Below are 17,307 nucleotides of genomic sequence, written 5' to 3' on the forward strand. Positions count from 1 at the left end.
GTCCCGGCGGCCGGATTGTTGTCTTGCGATCAATGCGAGATTTCTTCGAGCGATTTGCCCCTTGTCTCGATCCCGAAGATGCCGATGGCCAATGCGGCGACAATGAACGAGCCCGCCCCAAGCGCAAACACACCGCTATTGCCCAATGTAGGCAGGACGATCCCGATGATATACGGGCCAAGCAGCGACCCGACCCGACCGATGGCAGAGGCGCAGCCCGCGCCGGTGGCTCGCGAGCGCGTCGGGTAAAGTTCCGGCGTATATGCGTAAAGCACCGACCACATCCCGAACAGGAAGAACTGCATGACAAGGCCGTAAGAGATGAGCATGGCGGTCGTCGTCGCGTTGCCATAGAAATATGCCGCAACCGCCGAGCCGATCAGCATCATCATTGCGGTGGGTTTACGTCCCCATTTGTCCAGCAAGATGGCGGCCGCAACGAATCCGGGCAGACCGGCTAAAGAGATCGTGATCGTATAAGTGACCGATTGGGAAACGCTATGTCCTGCGTCTTGCAGCAATGCGCTGAGCCATGTCGTCAGCCCATAGAAGCCGAGCAAGGCAAAGAACCACACTGTCCAGATCATCATCGTCCGGCTGGCGTAACCCTTGGACCACAATTCGAGAAAAGAGAAACGGCGTTCTTCGCTGGTGCGGCTTTCGATCGGTTTCGGAGCAGGTAACGCCTGTCCTTCCGGCAGCCGTTTCAGGACCTTTTCCTCGATCCGGCTCATGACCCTTTCCGCCTGATCATTGCGGCCGCGATCCGCCAGCCAGCGAGGCGATTCGGGTACGAAAATCCGGATTATCAGCAGGAAAGCGGCTGGAATGGCCTGGAACAGGAACATTGTGCGCCAGTCGAAATGAGTCAGGAACAGCAGACTCAGCAAGCCCGCCGCGATAAAGCCGATGGGCCAGAACCCCTCCAGAATGGCAAGATAGCGTCCGCGTTTCGCAGTCGGCAGAATCTCTGAGACGATCGCCAGCGCCACCGGGAACTCCATTCCCATGCCAAAGCCAAGCAGTAACCGGGCATAGCCAAGCGTTTGCGCATCCGGCGCATAGGCACACCACAGGCTTCCGAGGCCCCAGAATACCATGCTGACCTGAAAGACCATTTTTCGTCCGAAACGGTCAGCGGCCATGCCGGCGATGGCAGCGCCCAGGAACATGCCTATGAAGCTCATGCTGGACAGCAGGCCAGCCTGAGCCGTGGTCAAGCCGAATTCATTGCGGATCGAGCCCAGCAGAAATGTCAGTGAACCAAGATCAATCGAATCGAAGAACCATGCAGTGGCAATGATTCCGAAGATGAAACGCTGATAGCCGGTCATCGGCAACCGGTCGAGCCTTGCGGCGATCATCGCGTCGGATGCCGTTTCGGCGGCTCCGCGCACAGCCTTGGAAGATGGGCTCGGGGCGGCAGTCCCCCCGGCGCCTGTCGTCAGGTCTGTCATGTGAACTCCTCCCTTTCACAGCGACAGCCATACAGATCTACGATTAAAATGCAATAGATATATCAGATGTGGATAACAATGATCCTCTGGGTTTGCTGTACTTTGATACAGTCGTGATCCAGCCGTTGTTGATGAATGTGGCGACAGTCAATCGGCGCAGGGAGCCGGGCGTGTTACGGCAAGTTGCGTCACGGGATACCATGATGGAGGTGGTTGCCGGGCTGATTCCGGAGGGATTGAACTGGCGCAGCGATGAGGCAGAACCGATCCGGAAAGAGTAAGACGGATCATGTGCCTTTGGGTCAGGCGCTGTTCCTTTCGGCCTCGCTCCGGTCGTCGCTTGCAGCCAGTTTCAGTTCGACAGCGAAATCATAGGCATCGCCGCGATAGACCGAGCGGGTGAACTCGACCACTTGCCCGGTTCCAAGGTAAGAGACGCGCTCGATCCTTAGTGCCGCGACACCCGTGCCGACGCCCAGTAAATCGGCATCCTTTGGCCCCAGATTGGTCGCCGAGATCCGCTGTACCGCCCGGACGGGCCGCAGCCCGCGCGCGTCCAGCGCCCCATATAGCGAAAATTCGATCGCCTGAGGGTCGGGCAGGATGGCCGCAGGCAGAGAGGCGCGCTCGATTGCCAGCGGAACGCCGTCGGAAATGCGCACCCGTTCCAGCCGTGCCACCCGATCGCCGGCACCAAGGCCAAGCGCCATCACCTCTTCCGGGGCGGGGGCGTGAAGGCCGCGCATCAGCCAATGGCTTTCAACCTGCCGCCCGCGCCGCGCCATATCCTCGGTGAAGGAAGTCAAAAGCGATAATGCCTGTTCCAGTCGTTCGACCCTGGGCGCGACGAAAGTGCCCGATCCGCGTTTTTGCACCAATTGACCCGATGCCACCAGCGCCTCGATCCCCTTGCGGATGGTGACCCGCGACAATCCGGTCTGGATCGCCATCTCGCGTTCGGGCGGGAGGCTGTCGCCGGGCTTCAGACGACCCGATGCGATGGCCTCGGCGATGCGGCGATGCAGTTGCAGATATAGCGGGCCGCTATCGCCGTCGCTGAAATTCTTGGCCGAGAACAGGTCGTTCATGCCGCGCCCGCCATCTGCCGGGCCATCAGCAATGCGCCATCGACGCTGTCACCGCGGGCAGCCTGAACCGGCCACGGGGCGTTCAGCCGCGCGGCGTAATGCGAACCAAGACCGCCGACGAAGACGACCGGCATATTGTCGCCGTCCTGCAATACGGTCAGGATATGGCGGATCTCTTCGACAGCGCGGGTGAAGATGCGATTTGCGGCCTGATCGCCTGAATTGACGATCCGGGGGGCCAGTTCACCGAATTGCGCCGGGCTGGCACGGTTGCCGAACGAGATGATCCCTTCGGCGCCGCCATATTCGTCCAGCAGGTCTTGCAGCAGCGGCGTCATCGGCAAAAAGCCGTCGCCTGCCCGCATCGCATCGGCCAGCAACTCGCGGCCCATCACCGCGCCACTGCCCTCATCCCCCAGCAGGAAACCGCGCCCGCCGACCTGCCGGACCTTGCCCGCCCGCTGTACCGCAAAGACCGAGCCGGTGCCAAGCGCCGCAAGAATGCCGTCATCCGCGCCCAATGCGCCGCGCGTGGCGGTGATCGCGTCATTCACGATCTGCACCCGCGCAAAGGGCAGAAGCTCTGTCAGCCGGTTTGTCGCAGCGGTGATCGTGCCCCCTGCAAGGCCAAGCGTGGCGATCAGATCGCGCGGGTCGGTGCCGATATCCGCAACTGCCCGGCTGGTCGCGGCAAGGATATTGGCCGCGGCGCCGTCGACATCGGTGTTGATATTGGCAGGTCCGCCATGACCCCGGCCCAGCACATGCCCTTCGGCATCGGCCAAAGCCGCCCGGCATCCGGTGCCACCGCCATCGATTCCAAGAAACAGCGTCATTCGGGCCTCCTTGCCGCGAAGATACCAAAGCAATACCAAATAAAAAGAGTAATCTGCAATTTCTCGGAAAATAGGCAATTAGCAGCGATTTCACGAACGCTCTTTACAATTGGTATTAATTTGGCATCATCACCTGAAGTGAGGAATCAGATGGTCGAAAGCAATACCGAATCGCGACATCCCGCAGCGGATGGATTGCACCTGCAACCTGCGGGGCAGATCCTTTCGGCATTGCTGGATGCGCAGATCGGTGCGCTTGCAGGGGTGAAACCCGCTTTACCCGCGATCGAAAAAGCGGCCGAGCTTGGCGCCGACGCTTTGGCGCGCGGCGGGCGGATGGGCTATGCCGGGGCGGGAAGCTCTGGCCTGATGGCATTGGCGGACAGTCTCGAACTGGCGGGCACCTTCGGACTCCCTCCCGAAAGGACGCCGATGATGTTCGCGGGTGGCGCGGATGCGCTTCTGCACATGAAGGGCGCGGCAGAGGACGATCCCCGGCTTGCCGTGGCGGATCTGGATGCCTCTGGCCTGCAGGCGGGCGATGTAGTGCTGATCCTGACGGCTTCGGGCAGGACGCCCTATGCCCTGACCATCGCGCAGGAGGCGCGGGCGCGCGGGATCACTGTTGTCGGCTTCGCCAATGTGGATGGCACGCCTCTTCTGGACATGTCCGATATCGCCGTCCTGCTGCAGACCGGTGCCGAGATCGTCGCGGGCTCTACCCGGATGGGGGCGGCAACGGCGCAAAAGGTGGCACTGAACATGCTGTCGGTGCTGGTCGGTATCCGTCTGGGCCATGTGCATGACGGCTATATGGTCAATCTTGTCGCCGACAATGCCAAGCTGGTGGACCGGGCCACGCGGATCGTCAGCAATCTTGCCTCGGTGCCGCTGCCGGTGGCCGAAGCGGCGCTTACGGCCACGCAGGGGGCGGTGAAGCCCGCAATTCTGGTGGCGCAAGGCATGGACCCCGAAAGGGCCGCCGCCGAACTGGAGCGGACGGGGGGGCATCTGCAACCGCTGCTCGCATGATTTCACGAAAACCAAGGGCTGGGGAACAGGTCCATATTCAGGGAGAAGAACATGACCCGAACCATTCGTCTGGCATTATTGGCCAACACATTCATGGCCGGCGCGGCCGCCGCGCAGGACGTCACGCTGACCGTCGAAAGCTGGCGCAACGACGATCTGCAGATCTGGCAGGAAACCATCATCCCGGCCTTTGAAGCCGCAAATCCCGGCATCAAGATCAATTTCGCGCCAACCGCTCCGGCGGAATATAATGCGGTGCTGAATTCGAAGCTGGATGCGGGCTCTGCGGGCGATCTGATCACCTGCCGTCCCTTCGATGCCTCGCTTGAATTGTTCAACAAGGGGCAGTTGGCCGATCTGACCGATCTGGAATCGATGGCCAATTTCTCCGACGTGGCGAAATCGGCCTGGCAGACGGATGACGGCAGCGCGACCTTCTGCGTGCCGATGGCTTCGGTCATCCATGGTTTTCTGTACAACAAATCCGCGTTCGAGGAACTGGGGCTGGAGCCGCCCGCCACGGTCGATGAATTCTATGCCGTGCTGGACAAGATCAAGGAGGACGGCACCTATATCCCGATGGCCATGGGCACGCCCGATCAATGGGAAGCCGCAACCATGGGTTATCAGAATATCGGCCCGACCTACTGGAAAGGCGAGGAAGGCCGCAAGGCCCTGATCGACGGCAGCCAGAAGCTGACCGATGAGGGCTGGGTCGAGCCGTTCCGGCAACTGGCGAAGTGGAAGGACTATCTGGGCGACGGGTTCGAGGCGCAGACCTATCCCGATAGTCAGAACCTGTTCACCCTTGGCCGCGCCGCGATCTATCCGGCCGGTTCATGGGAGATCGGCGTTTTCGAGCCGCAGATCGCGGGCGCGTTCGAGATGGGCGCCTTCGCCCCTCCCGTCGTGGCCGAGGGCGACACATGCTATATCAGTGACCATACCGATATTGGCATTGGTCTGAACGCGGCGTCGCCGAATGCGGATGCGGCGCGGACCTTCCTTGAATGGGTCGGTTCGGACGAGTTCGCCTCGCTTTATGCAAATGCGCTGCCGGGATTCTTCTCGCTAAATTCGAACCCGGTCGAGATGGAGAATGCCGTGGCGCAGGAATTCGTGAGTTGGCGCGAGAACTGCGAGCCGACGATCCGGTCCACCTATCAGATCCTGTCGCGCGGCACACCGAATCTTGAAAACGAGACCTGGAATGCAAGCGCCAATGTGATCAATGGGACCGAAACCCCCGAGGCCGCGGCCGAGCGGCTGCAAGAGGGGCTGGCCTCATGGTACGAGCCGCAGCAGAACTGATGGTGATACGGGGGGCGTTCTGCCCATTGTCTGCTGGTTCCTGAACCACTGGCGCAGCGACAGGCTGTCCCCCGAAGAAGGTATTTGTGCAAAGAAGAAGGGGCGCGGATGGCGCAGCGGAAGGGGTTTCGGTGGCATATCGTGGTATTTCTGGCGCCTGCGGTGCTGGTCTATACCGCGATCATGATCATTCCGCTGATCGGGACGTTGAACCTGTCGCTGTTCGGCAGGGGCGAGGGCGGGCGCGTTTTCGTGGGACTGGCAAATTTTTCGACATTGTTCGGCGATCCGCGCTGGTCGGCTGCGTTCTGGAATGCGCTGGCGAATAATGCGTGGTTCTTTCTGGTTCATATGTTGGTTCAGAATCCGGTCGGCGTGATGCTGGCGGCGTTGCTGTCGTCCTCCCGGCTGCGGATGGCGGCGTTCTACCGGACCGCGATCTTCATTCCGACCATCCTGTCTTTCGTGATCGTGGGATTCGTCTGGAAGCTGATCCTGTCGCCGATTTGGGGGATCGCGCCGAATATGCTGGATGCGGTGGGTCTGAAAAGCCTGTTCGCGCCGTGGCTGGGACGCGAGGGGACGGCACTGACGACGCTGGCGCTTGTCTCTGTCTGGCAGTTCGTGGGTATTCCGATGATGCTGATCTATGCCGCCCTGCTGTCCATCCCCGACGAGGTGATCGAGGCGGCCGAGATGGATGGCGTCACTGGCTGGTCCCAATTCTGGAAGATCAAGCTGCCGCTGATCCTGCCCTCGATCGGCATCATCTCGGTTCTGACCTTCGTCGGCAATTTCAACGCCTTCGATCTGATCTATGTCAGTCAGGGGGCCTTGGCGGGGCCGAATTTCGCGACCGATCTTTTGGGAACATTCCTGTATCGGACCTTCTTCGGATTCCAGCTGCAACTGGGCGATCCGCATATGGGGGCGACCATCGCCACCGCCATGTTCGGGATCATCCTTGTCGGCGTCTGCATTTATCTGTTCGCCATTCAGACGCGGCTGCGCCGCTATCAGTTCTGAGGCCCGAAGATGTCCAGCGCCCGCCATTCCCTTCCCCGCAGCATCGCCGCCCATGGCATCCTGATCACCTATACGCTTATCGCGCTGTTCCCGGTTTTCGTGATCGTCATCAACAGCTTCAAGTCGCGGCAGGCGATCTTCAGGGAACCTTTGGCGCTGCCAACGCGCGAGACATTCGATCTGATCGGCTTCCAGACCGTGCTGGCTCAGGGGGATTTCTTTCAATATTTCCAGAACTCGATGATCGTAACCGTTGCCAGCCTGTTCTTCGTGCTGCTGTTCGGCGCGATGGCAGCATTCGCCCTTTCGGAATACCGGTTCAGGGGCAACAGCCTGATGGGGCTGTATCTGGCGCTTGGGATCATGATTCCGATCCGGCTTGGCACAGTCGCCATTCTGCAACTGATGGTGGCGACCGGGCTGGTCAATACGCTGACGGCATTGGTGCTGGTCTATACCGCGCAAGGCTTGCCGCTGGCGATCTTTATCCTGTCGGAATTCATGCGAAACGTCTCTGATGACCTGAAGAATGCCGGGCGGATCGACGGGCTGTCGGAATATCGCATCTTCTTCCGGCTGGTTTTGCCATTGGTACGCCCGGCGATGGCGACCGTTGCCGTCTTCACCATGATTCCGATCTGGAACGACCTGTGGTTCCCGCTGATCCTTGCGCCGTCCGAGCCGACAAAGACGATCACGCTGGGCTCTCAGGTTTTCATCGGGCAATTCGTCACCAACTGGAACGCGGTTCTTGCGGCGCTGTCGCTGGCCATCGTGCCGGTGATGGTCCTGTATCTGATCTTCTCGCGCCAGTTGATCCGTGGCATTACCGCAGGAGCAGTGAAATGATCCGTGTCCTTGTCGCCGGGCTGGGAAATATGGGGCTAAGCCATGCCTTGGCCTATCATCACAATCCGGATTTTCAGATCGTCGGGCTGGTCAATCGCAGCGTGCCGGACCTGCCGCCGGAATTGCAGGATTACCCCCTGAACCATGATTATGCCGAGGCATTGCAGCGGCTGAAGCCCGATCTGGTCTGTATCGCCACCTATTCCGACAGCCATGCCGATTTCGCTGTGGCCGCGATGCAGGCGGGGGCGCATGTCTTTGTCGAAAAGCCGCTGGCCAGTAATGTGGCGGATGCGCAGCGCGTGATGGATTGCGCCGTCGAGACCGGGCGCAAGCTGGTCGTGGGCTATATTCTGCGTCACCATCCAAGCTGGCAGCGCCTGATCGCCGAGGCGCGGGCGCTTGGCGGGCCGTTCGTGTTCCGGCTGAACCTGAATCAGCAATCCAGCGGCCCGACATGGGAGGTTCACAAGGCCCTGATGCAGACCACCTCTCCCATCGTGGATTGTGGCGTGCATTACGTCGATGTCATGTGCCAGATCACCGATGCCGCCCCGGTCGAGGTGCGCGGCATGGGGCTGCGTCTCAGCGATGAGATCGCGGCCGATATGTATAATTACGGCCAGTTTCAGGTGCTGTTCGAGGATGGTTCGGTCGGCTGGTATGAAGCGGGTTGGGGGCCGATGATGTCGGACACCGCTTTCTTCGTGAAAGACGTGGTCAGCCCGAATGGCGCGGTTTCGATCCGGATGCCCGAAGGCGTTCGCTCGGACGATGTGGATGCGCATACGATGACCTCGACCCTGCGGGTGCATCGCGTGGGGCAGGGGGATGAGGATCTGTCGATGGCGGGCGAGCCGGGGCATCAGGAGCTTTGCGATGCCGAACAGGCATTCGTGGCGAAAGCGATTGCCGAGGATCTGGACCTGACCCGTCATATGCAGGACGCGGTGCGTTCGCTTGCCGTCTGCCTTGCCGCTGATGAAAGCGTCCGCACCGGCGATCCGGTCAAACTGTGAAGGAGGCGGCCACGTGTCAGCCCTGACCCTGTCCAATGTCACCAAGACTTTCGGTACGACCGAGGTTATCACCGGCGTCGATCTGGATGTCGAACCGGGCGAATTCTGCGTTTTCGTCGGCCCCTCTGGTTGCGGGAAATCGACATTGCTGCGGATGATCGCCGGGCTGGAGGATGTGACCTCGGGCGATGTGAGTATCGAGGGCAGGCGGGTGAATGATGTCGCCCCGGCCAAACGAGAGATCGCGATGGTCTTCCAAAGCTATGCGCTTTATCCGCATCTGACGGTGCGCGACAATATGGGGCTGGCATTGAAACAGGCGGGGGCCTCCCGCGCCGATATTTCTGCCGCAACCGACAAGGCGTCCGCTATGCTGGGTCTGGGACCGCTGATGGACCGCCGCCCCGCCGAGCTTTCGGGTGGCCAGCGTCAGCGGGTCGCGATCGGCCGCGCGATTGTCCGGCGTCCAAAGCTGTTTCTGTTTGATGAGCCGTTGTCTAATCTTGACGCCGCGCTGCGCGTGGCGACCCGGATCGAGATCGCGCGGCTGCATCGCGAATTGGGCGCGACGATGGTCTATGTGACCCACGATCAGGTCGAGGCGATGACGCTGGCCGACAAGATCGTGGTCCTGCGCGCCGGGCGGGTCGAACAGGTCGGGCGGCCAATGGATCTGTATAACGATCCCGCGAATACCTTTGTGGCGGGGTTTATCGGCAGTCCGCAGATGAATTTCCTGAAATCCGGGCCGCTGGGAATTTCATCGGTGCAGATGGGGATTCGCCCGGAACATCTGGAGATTTCGACCGAAGCCGGACAGATCGCGGGCAAGATCAGCCATGTCGAGAAGCTGGGCGGCGAGACGCTGGTCTATGTTCTGACCGAGGATCACGGGCTGCTGACGGTGCGGCTGTTCGGCGAGCATGATTATCAGGTTGATGCGCCGGTCTGGCTGACGCCGGACGCTGCGCGGGCGTTTCACTTCGATGAGCATGGGCAGAGGTTGCGGCCGGGTGAACGTCCAGCGGCAGGCCGCGCGACCCCCTGACGTCATTCGCCGCCCCGGATGGGTGCGCGAAACCGTCCTGTATGGACATGACCTGCGGATTGCGGCAGGAGGAGGCCCGCCGACTCTGGATGCTGCGGAATGGTATTTCTTTACGATCTGACCCTGCCCGAGATTTTGCGCCGCATTCTTGCGTTGCTGATCCATGCCGGGATGCAGGGGGGTATCCTTGCCATGGTCCTGACGCTCATGGGGGATCCGCGCCCGCGTGAGTCGGGACGATTCAGTTTCAATCCGTTTCGTCATATCCTTCTGTCGGGCATTTTTCTGGGCATCGCCTTCCGCATGAGCTGGATCGAACCGATGCCCTTTGCCCCGGCGGATAACCGCATGACGCGGTTGCGCCCCCTGCTTGCCGTGCTGCTGAGTTTCGGGTTGATGCTGGCATTCGTGCCGCTGCTTGATCTGGCACGTGCGCCGCTGCATGCTGCCCTGCCGCGCACAGTGGGCTATATGACGCTGGCAAGCATCGATACACTGCAATTCATGCTGGCCGGATCCGTGATGCTGGGATTGCTGCCGCTGCCGGGTTTGCTGGTCGGGACGGCGCTGCCCTTTATTTTCCCGGCAATCGCAAAGCGTTATCGCAAACTGGCCCCGATCGGGATGGCACTGGCGGCCATTCTTGTCATTCTGGGCTGGTTTCCGGATGTAACGCCTTTGGTCAGGGCGCTGCGACTGGTCTGAAGATCGCGCCGATCAGTCGTCACAAGAGCCGGGTCATTGTGCTCCTGCCGCGTCGCCCGCTGTTCCTTCGTAACCGAAATCCTGCATCAGGCCGGCGATCGTGCCATCCGTGACCAAAGCGTCGATTGCCTCATCAACCTGAGTCCGCAAATAACTGTCGCGGGCCTTCATCAGAATGCCGACCCGCGTCACCGTATCGGGCACTGGCTTCATCGGAATAGCGTGCAGTGCCGCAGCGTCGGGATTGCCGGATTTCTCAAGCTCCGCAAGAACCGGCTGCCAGATCATCATTCCCGCAATCGAGCCATCCGCGACCCGTCTGGCCATCAGTTCCATATCCGCATAGGGAAGCCTGATGAATCGCTGTTCTTCGGGCTGTTGCTGGTTCCAGGTGATGAACACACGCTCACCCATGGATGACAGCGCGGTGCCCAGTTTGCGGTCGCGCGGAATATCCGGCAAAGCCCGGTAATCGTCTTTGACCGCCAGCACATAGGGCAGGCTGACATAGGGACGGCTAAGGACCGCCCAATCAGGGAAGGGCGAATTCTCTTGCACGGTCATACCGACCATGATGTCGCAGCTGTTATTCATCGCGATCTGCAACTCGTCCATGAAGCCTTCGCCGCTGGTGGGATAGCCGCCAAAGCCTTCGTGGAATTCCGCCGTCAGAAACAACGCATCGGCTATCGCCTGTGCCACGGCGCGATCGAATTCGCGGGTCTTGCCGGTCTGGTCCAGACAGACCTGCAATTTGTCGCCATCCATCCGCCGCGTATTATCCAGAAGCTCCGAGGGCACACCATAGCTTTGCGCAAAGGACGAGGTCGCGGCAGCAAAGCCCAGAACCCCCGCCAATAACCATTTTATCATCCCGAAACCTTTCCTTACATGGAAAAGGGGGCCGAAACCCCCTTTCCCGATCGCAGATCAGCGGGTTTTATTCAGCTTCGGTTTTCAGCTTGAACACGAAGATCGAGTTGCCATTGCCGTTCGGCAGCGGCGTTTCCGGGAAAGCCGACGCAATCGACGATGCCGAATTCGAGTAACCGGTGGGCACGACCAGATATTGCTCGCCATCGACCTCATAGGTAACCGGTGAGCCTCCGACCGGGGCGTTCAGGCGCTGTTGCCACAGAACATCTCCGGTTTCGTCGTCGAATGCCTTGATATAGCGTGCAGCGTCGCCGCCGAACACCAGACCTCCGGCAGTTGCCAGAACCGATGAGGTCGGTGCTTCGCGCTGCCGATGCTGCCACAGGTGATCGCCCTGCGTCGTATTGACGGACAGGGCTTCGAACAACCCGGCATTGTCCTGACCTTCCGGCAGAACGCGCGGGCCGAACTTGACCGAACCGACCGCGTTACCGGCGGTGAATTCGGATTGCGTCGGCGTCACCTCGTTGCAGGCTTCGGTCAGAGGCACGTAATAGGTCTGGGTCAGCGGGCTATAGGAGCCCACCTGCCAAAGCTTGCCGCCCGAAACCGATGTGCAGACATGAACCGGTTGACCGACAGCGGTCGGAACCAGATCTTCGTTGATATGCACGGTGCCGTCGTCGTCGATCTTGGACACGACATTCTGGAACACGGTCTCTTTCGACCACAGATATTCGCCAGTCTCACGATCAAGCGCAAAGGCGATCCCGTTCTTGCCCGGAACCGAGATCAGCATCTTATGGGTTTCGCCGTCCACTTCCTGATCGACAAGAATACGCTCGAACGGGCTGTCAAGATCCCAGTTGTCGCGCGGCAGATGCTGATAGTACCATTTCAGTTTGCCGGTATTCACATCCAGCGCAAGCGTCGAGTTGGTGTAAAGCACGCTGCCATCGCCCGAGCCCCGGATCAGTTCGGCATAGGGTCCCGGCATGCCGACGCCCCAATAGGTCAGGCCAAGTTCCGGATCATAAGAGCCGGTCGTCCACGGAGTACCGCCCCAGCGATTTTCCGGCGGAACCTCGCCCCAGCTTTCCTGCTGTTCGGGGTTTTCCGGATCGTTGATGGTATTGAACCGCCAGAGTTCCTCGCCCGAGTTCAGGTCATGCGCCATGATATAGCATCCGCCTGCCGTGCCCGCGATCGAGCAGCCCGAGATCGCCGAGATGATCTTGTCATCCACGATCAATGCGCCAACCGTGTAGGAATAGCCCTTTTTCCAATCGAGAACCTGCTTTTCCCACGCGATCTTGCCGGTCTTCGCTTCCAGAGCGACCAGTTTCGCGTCCGGCGTGGTCAGGATGATCTTATCGCCAGCCAGCGCGATCGAGTTCTTCTGACGGCGGGCCTGATTGGCCTGATAGGACCAGGTCGAATTCAGTTGCGGCAGGACGTGACGATAGGTCCACAGCAGATCGCCGGATTTCGCGTCAAGCGCCTCGACGATACCATCCGAGGTTTGCAGGAACATGACGCCGTCATGGATGAGTGGAACGGTTTCCTGAATGCCGACATCTGCCATCGGCCAGGCCCATGCCAGTTCTAGATCCTTGACGGTTTCCTTGTTGATCTGATCCAGTTCCGAGAAGCCGGTATTTGAATAGTTGCCACGCCATTGCAGCCAGTCGCCTTTCGGCGGATTAGCCAGCAATTCCGAGGTGACGGGGGTGTAATTATCCAGCACGCCTTGCGCAAAGGCCGCCGGAACACATGCGATCAGCGCGGTAGACGCGATCAGCAGATGTTTGCGAATGTCGAGTTTCATTCTGGGTCTCTCCTGAAGGCAGGCGGCTTCGGAATGGCCTGCCCGAATCTGAATTATTTTTTGAATTTCGGCAGTTCCTTGCCCCAGGTATATGCCTGGGGCACATTCGTATCGCCTTCTTCTTCGCCGGCGGTTTCCTGATTGGCCAGCGCCAGCTCCGCCGCACCCTCCTTGGTTTCGGCAACAAGGCCGATCGAAGCCATATTCTCGGTGTCCATCGCCGTGTCGCCCGGCTTGGCACCGTTTTGCTGCATGATATATGCAACGATATTCAGATAGGTTTCCTCGCCCAGCTGACCCGGTTGCGCCGGCGGCATGGCAACCGAAATAAAGTCATACAGGCCGCCTGCGGTGTCCCAGTTCCCCATGATGTCCTGACCGAACAGCGCAGGCGCTTCGGGGCCCTCAAGGCGCACGCCGTGGCAGCTTGCGCAATTAGATTGATAATCGGTTTGACCTGTCGACGCCTGTTCCGAGGTGAATCCCGCGGCAAAAACCGGGATTGATGATGAAAAGGTCATCGCAATGGCAGATGTGATGGTCAGGACGGCTGATCGTCCAAAGAGTTTGGCTGGCACCAGAACCTCCATAAAGGTTGACCGGGACGGCATAACCGCCACGGTTCGGTCTGAAGGCGGCTTTCACCGCCCCCTGGTTGCTCGCGGGAATGTCAAAGCTGTGCAAATCAAGCGTAAACCTCGCAAGGATACGGGTTGATTTGCGTGTCATTGGGTGTTCGCGCGCATTTTTATCGGCTGGTCATTTTGGAAATCTTCATGAGAAGTGCTCTGTTGATGATCAACCATAAGGATGATGGATGCGCCTGTTTTCGGCGAAGTTCAAGAGGGCTGAAGGCCCGGAACCCTTAAAGATGTCGATAATTTGCCTAAAATGTTTCGAATTAGTTAGCTCTTGCAACGAATTGTTTGTGCTGAATTTCTTTCTGCAATGCAGCACGAATCGCGCGGGTCAGCGTAACGTCTCCGCGCCAGAGGCCGAAGGCAAGCGATGTGCTTTCGCCTGCCGCCGCGGGCAGGTCATGAGAGAGGGTTCCGGCCGGCAGCGGCGTCAGACTCGAGGCGATGGCTTCGCCGCCCTGCCGCAGCCAGACAGCCAGATCGGCCTTGGTGGCCAGTGGGTGCGGCTGCCAGCCCCCGGCTCGCATCCAGCTTGACAGTTGCACCCGGTTCAGCCCCGCCGAACCCATGAAGACCCCGACCTTGGCGCCCCGGGCAGGGGGGGCGCTGTCGCCGAGCCGCACCAGACCGATCCGCCCGCCATTCGGCAGCAGCGTCAGAAATCCGCGATTGGCTGCGCTGTCGGCCAATCCTCCGCCCAGTATATCGCATTGCCCGCGCCCGATTTGCCAGTCGCGCGGATTGAAGGACCGGCCCATATTCGCGATCTCGACCACCTGAAGCCGCAGGTCCAGATCCCGTGCGACACCTTGCATCAGGGCAAGCTCATATCCCGGTCGGGTCGCGTCGTCGGCGCGGATCAACTCGCTGTTCCTGTCGGGAACGCAAAGGCGCAAAATCCCATTCTCCACCCGCTCGCTCAGCGAGGTATCGGGCGGCAGATGGCTTAGCGCGACCAATAGCAGCGTAATCACACCGATATCGATTACGGGTTTCCGCCATCGCCTCCAGCCTTTGGTCACCTGCCGAAACTCCGCAAGGCCCACAGGAAGAAGCCGATCATGCCGATGCCCACCAGACCAAAGCCGATATGCGGCGGAAACTGGTTGAAGTTGATCAGAATACCTCGCAAGGCATCGACCGCATAGGTGATCGGATTGGCGTAGATCAGCATGATCAGCCATTCGGGGTAGCTGGCGACCAGCTGGGTGCGCGTCAGCGACGGATCCAGTGGAAAGACCGAGGACGAGGCGAAATAAAGCGGCAGGATCACCGTATTCGAGAACACGCCGAAACCTTCGAAACTCCGGACCTTTCCGGCCAGAACCACACCGAAGCAGGTCAAGGCGAAGGACAGCGCGAACATATAGGCAATCGCCTGTGCGACCTGTGGCGCGGTCAGCGTGACATCGGCGAAACGCGCAAGGATCAGGACCAGCGTGCCATGCCCGGTTGCCGCCGTCGCACCGCCCAGAACCTTGCCCAGCAGCACCGCCCATCGCGGCATGGGCGAGACCAGAATTTCGCGCAGGAACCCGAATTCGCGATCCCAGATGACCGAGACCGCGAACTGGATCGAGGTATACATAATGTTCAGCACGATCACGGCGGGGAACAGAAATTGCAGATAGCTGTAGGGCAGGACCAGCCGCACTTCGCCGAAAACCTCGCCCCGGAAATAGGGATTCAGCCCGACGCCAAGGATCAGCAGCCAGATCAGCGGGCGGCTGACGCCCCCCAGAAGCTGGCCCTTGTCGCGGGTCGCGCGCATGATCTCGCGCAGCCAGACGCCATGAATGCCCCGCAATATGGGAAGAAATGAGCTCATCGCCGCCCCGCCCGCCGCCCGGCATTGCGCTGCGCCTCGCGTTCGCCATCGGTGCGGTCACGCAGAACCCGGCCGGTCAGGCTTAGGAAAACGCCTTCCAGCGTCGGCCCCTCGAACCGCATCTCGCGCAGGCGATTGCCGAAGCGGGCCAGAAATCCCGCGACGAAATCCTCGTCCCCGGCCGGAATGGCCAAAGCTTCAGGGCTGACGGCATGAGAGTCGGGATAGGCGGCCAGAAGCGCCGCATGATCGGCAGGGGTCGCCGCAACCACATGCAGGAAGCTTTGGCCCAGTTCCCGCTTCAACTGACCGGGCGTGCCTTCGGCGATGATGCGGCCCTTGTCGATAATGCAGATGCGGTCGGCATCCTCGACCTCTTCGATATAATGGGTGGTGGTCAGAAGTGTCAGCCCGCGTTCGCGCCGCTGCCGGTTCAGATAGGCCCAGATTCGCGCCCGTGTCTGTGCGTCCAGCCCCACTGTCGGCTCATCCAGAAACAGGATCTGCGGCTTATGCATCAATGCGCGCGCGATCTCGAGCCGCCGCTTCATGCCACCGGAAAAGCTGCGCACGATGGCCTCGCGCCAGCCGGTCAGTTCGACCAGATCAAGCACCCTGTCGATCGCTTCGGCACGCAGGCGGCCCGGTATACCGTATACCCGGCCATGAAAGTCCAGATTTTCCTCGGCCGAAAGCCGGTCGTCCAGGCTTGGATCCTGGAACACCATCCCGATCGACAGCCGCACCTGACGCGAGGCCCGGCACACATCATGCCCCGCCACTTCGACCAGCCCTTTATCGGCATCGCGCAGTGTCGCCAGGACCGAGATCAGCGATGTCTTGCCCGCCCCGTTCGGCCCCAGCAGAGCAAAGGAACTGCCGCGCCCGACCGATAGCGAAACATCGTCAAGCGCCACCTGTCCGCCATATTTCAGCGACAGATGCTCGACCCGCACGGCCGGCCCCGCCCTTTCGGCGGTCTCATGAGGCTGGATCAACAAGGATATGGACCTTCCGGCAAAATCGGCTTCCTGACAGTTGGTCTGGTTGACTTCCCCACGGCCATACTCTTCCGGCGGGCGCAGGGAAAGACCGCAAATATAGGGTCTCGGGCTGGCACGGGTGAAATGGAGGCCCTGCCGGTTCGGGAATCCCGCAGCAGGGATCACCTGCCGCGCAGCGCCGCGTTCAGGGCCGTGTCAAGCGCCTGCAGGAAGCGGGATCGATCGGCTTTTGTGAATGACGGGCCATTCCCGCGGAAAAAGGGATCCGCGGCGCGGATGTCGCTCATCAGATCGCGGACCGCAAGCCTTTGGCCGATATTCGTCTGTTTCAGCTCTTCTCCGGTCGGGGTAAGAACACGGGCGCCCGCCTTGATGCAGCGATCGGCAAGCGGGATATCGGCGGTCACCACCACATCGCCCTGATCACAATGCGCGGCGATCCATTGATCCGCCTCATCCGGCCCCTCGTCTACGATTACCAGCGACACCAGCGGGTTTTGCGATGGTCGCAGACCTCCATTGCACACCAGAATCATGGGAACCTGCATGCGGGTGGCCACGCGCTCGGCCTCGGTTTTCACCGGACAGGCGTCGGCGTCGATATATAGCGTGGTCATGATCGTCTTTCGGCTTGTCGAACACATAGCATACCGCCTTGTACGGGGACGGCAACGCCGGTCGTCGTCCCGGATAGGAGGAAGGGCGCTCCGCTCTGCGACCGGCCGGAATGCGGCAGGTATTGCCGGGATTGTCCGTTGTCAT

Annotated in this window: 17 protein-coding genes; 7 read left to right on the forward strand and 10 right to left on the reverse strand. The window is 60.4% G+C overall.

Annotation, left to right across the window (positions count from 1 at the left end):
- Window positions 1-29: 29 nt before the first annotated feature.
- From Q0601_RS17315 to Q0601_RS17325, 3 genes are all read right to left on the reverse strand, one after another.
- The gene (locus Q0601_RS17315) at window positions 30-1,457 is read right to left on the reverse strand and encodes an MFS transporter (RefSeq protein WP_305291138.1); all 1,428 of its coding nucleotides are present in this window, start codon (window positions 1,455-1,457) and stop codon (window positions 30-32) included.
- Between the two features lie 302 nt (window positions 1,458-1,759).
- Window positions 1,760-2,545, reverse strand: coding sequence for a GntR family transcriptional regulator (locus tag Q0601_RS17320; RefSeq protein WP_305291139.1), 786 nt, complete (start codon window positions 2,543-2,545; stop codon window positions 1,760-1,762).
- Complete coding sequence (locus Q0601_RS17325) at window positions 2,542-3,381, reverse strand: glucosamine kinase nucleotide-binding domain-containing protein (RefSeq protein ID WP_305291140.1); 840 nt, start codon at window positions 3,379-3,381, stop codon at window positions 2,542-2,544. The genes Q0601_RS17320 and Q0601_RS17325 overlap by 4 nt, the downstream gene beginning before the upstream one ends.
- Before the next feature lie 150 nt (window positions 3,382-3,531).
- Here Q0601_RS17325 and Q0601_RS17330 point away from each other — a divergent pair, with 150 nt between their 5' ends.
- From Q0601_RS17330 to Q0601_RS17360, 7 genes are all read left to right on the forward strand, one after another.
- A complete protein-coding gene (locus Q0601_RS17330) occupies window positions 3,532-4,413 on the forward strand; it encodes an N-acetylmuramic acid 6-phosphate etherase (protein WP_305291141.1) in 882 nt (293 codons plus the stop codon).
- 51 nt (window positions 4,414-4,464) lie between these two features.
- Window positions 4,465-5,724: an ABC transporter substrate-binding protein gene (locus tag Q0601_RS17335; RefSeq protein ID WP_305291143.1), complete on the forward strand. Its 1,260-nt coding sequence runs from the start codon at window positions 4,465-4,467 to the stop codon at window positions 5,722-5,724.
- Between the two features lie 108 nt (window positions 5,725-5,832).
- A complete protein-coding gene (locus tag Q0601_RS17340; protein ID WP_305291144.1) occupies window positions 5,833-6,750 on the forward strand; it encodes a carbohydrate ABC transporter permease in 918 nt (305 codons plus the stop codon).
- A gap of 9 nt (window positions 6,751-6,759) precedes the next feature.
- Entirely contained in the window at window positions 6,760-7,599 is an 840-nt protein-coding gene (locus Q0601_RS17345; RefSeq protein WP_305291145.1) for a carbohydrate ABC transporter permease, read from the forward strand.
- Window positions 7,596-8,618 carry a Gfo/Idh/MocA family protein gene (locus Q0601_RS17350; protein ID WP_305291146.1) on the forward strand — a complete coding sequence of 341 codons (1,023 nt, stop codon included), beginning with the start codon at window positions 7,596-7,598 and terminating at the stop codon, window positions 8,616-8,618. Before Q0601_RS17345 ends, Q0601_RS17350 begins: the two co-directional genes overlap by 4 nt.
- Before the next feature lie 13 nt (window positions 8,619-8,631).
- On the forward strand, window positions 8,632-9,666 hold the full coding sequence (locus tag Q0601_RS17355) for an ABC transporter ATP-binding protein (RefSeq protein WP_305291147.1): 1,035 nt from the start codon (window positions 8,632-8,634) through the stop codon (window positions 9,664-9,666).
- 99 nt (window positions 9,667-9,765) lie between these two features.
- On the forward strand, window positions 9,766-10,371 hold the full coding sequence (locus Q0601_RS17360; RefSeq protein ID WP_305291148.1) for a hypothetical protein: 606 nt from the start codon (window positions 9,766-9,768) through the stop codon (window positions 10,369-10,371).
- Window positions 10,372-10,404: 33 nt separating this feature from the next.
- On the opposite strand, the gene Q0601_RS17365 is transcribed toward Q0601_RS17360, so the two are convergent.
- The 7 genes from Q0601_RS17365 to Q0601_RS17395 form a co-directional block, all read right to left on the reverse strand.
- Window positions 10,405-11,244, reverse strand: a complete 840-nt coding sequence (locus tag Q0601_RS17365) for a substrate-binding periplasmic protein (RefSeq protein WP_305291149.1) — start codon at window positions 11,242-11,244, stop codon at window positions 10,405-10,407.
- A gap of 67 nt (window positions 11,245-11,311) precedes the next feature.
- Window positions 11,312-13,075 (reverse strand): pyrroloquinoline quinone-dependent dehydrogenase, encoded by a 1,764-nt coding sequence (locus Q0601_RS17370; RefSeq protein WP_305291150.1) that lies wholly within the window; start codon window positions 13,073-13,075, stop codon window positions 11,312-11,314.
- Between the two features lie 53 nt (window positions 13,076-13,128).
- On the reverse strand, window positions 13,129-13,653 hold the full coding sequence (locus Q0601_RS17375) for a c-type cytochrome (RefSeq protein WP_182912691.1): 525 nt from the start codon (window positions 13,651-13,653) through the stop codon (window positions 13,129-13,131).
- Window positions 13,654-13,976: 323 nt separating this feature from the next.
- Window positions 13,977-14,735 (reverse strand): hypothetical protein, encoded by a 759-nt coding sequence (locus Q0601_RS17380; RefSeq protein ID WP_305291151.1) that lies wholly within the window; start codon window positions 14,733-14,735, stop codon window positions 13,977-13,979.
- Complete coding sequence (locus Q0601_RS17385) at window positions 14,732-15,541, reverse strand: ABC transporter permease (RefSeq protein WP_305291152.1); 810 nt, start codon at window positions 15,539-15,541, stop codon at window positions 14,732-14,734. The genes Q0601_RS17380 and Q0601_RS17385 overlap by 4 nt, the downstream gene beginning before the upstream one ends.
- Window positions 15,538-16,539: an ABC transporter ATP-binding protein gene (locus Q0601_RS17390; RefSeq protein WP_305291153.1), complete on the reverse strand. Its 1,002-nt coding sequence runs from the start codon at window positions 16,537-16,539 to the stop codon at window positions 15,538-15,540. The genes Q0601_RS17385 and Q0601_RS17390 overlap by 4 nt, the downstream gene beginning before the upstream one ends.
- A gap of 167 nt (window positions 16,540-16,706) precedes the next feature.
- A complete protein-coding gene (locus Q0601_RS17395; RefSeq protein WP_305291154.1) occupies window positions 16,707-17,162 on the reverse strand; it encodes a YaiI/YqxD family protein in 456 nt (151 codons plus the stop codon).
- Window positions 17,163-17,307 lie beyond the last annotated feature (145 nt).

It is taken from the genome of Paracoccus wurundjeri, from assembly GCF_030678915.1.
Lineage (GTDB): Bacteria > Pseudomonadota > Alphaproteobacteria > Rhodobacterales > Rhodobacteraceae > Paracoccus > Paracoccus onubensis_A.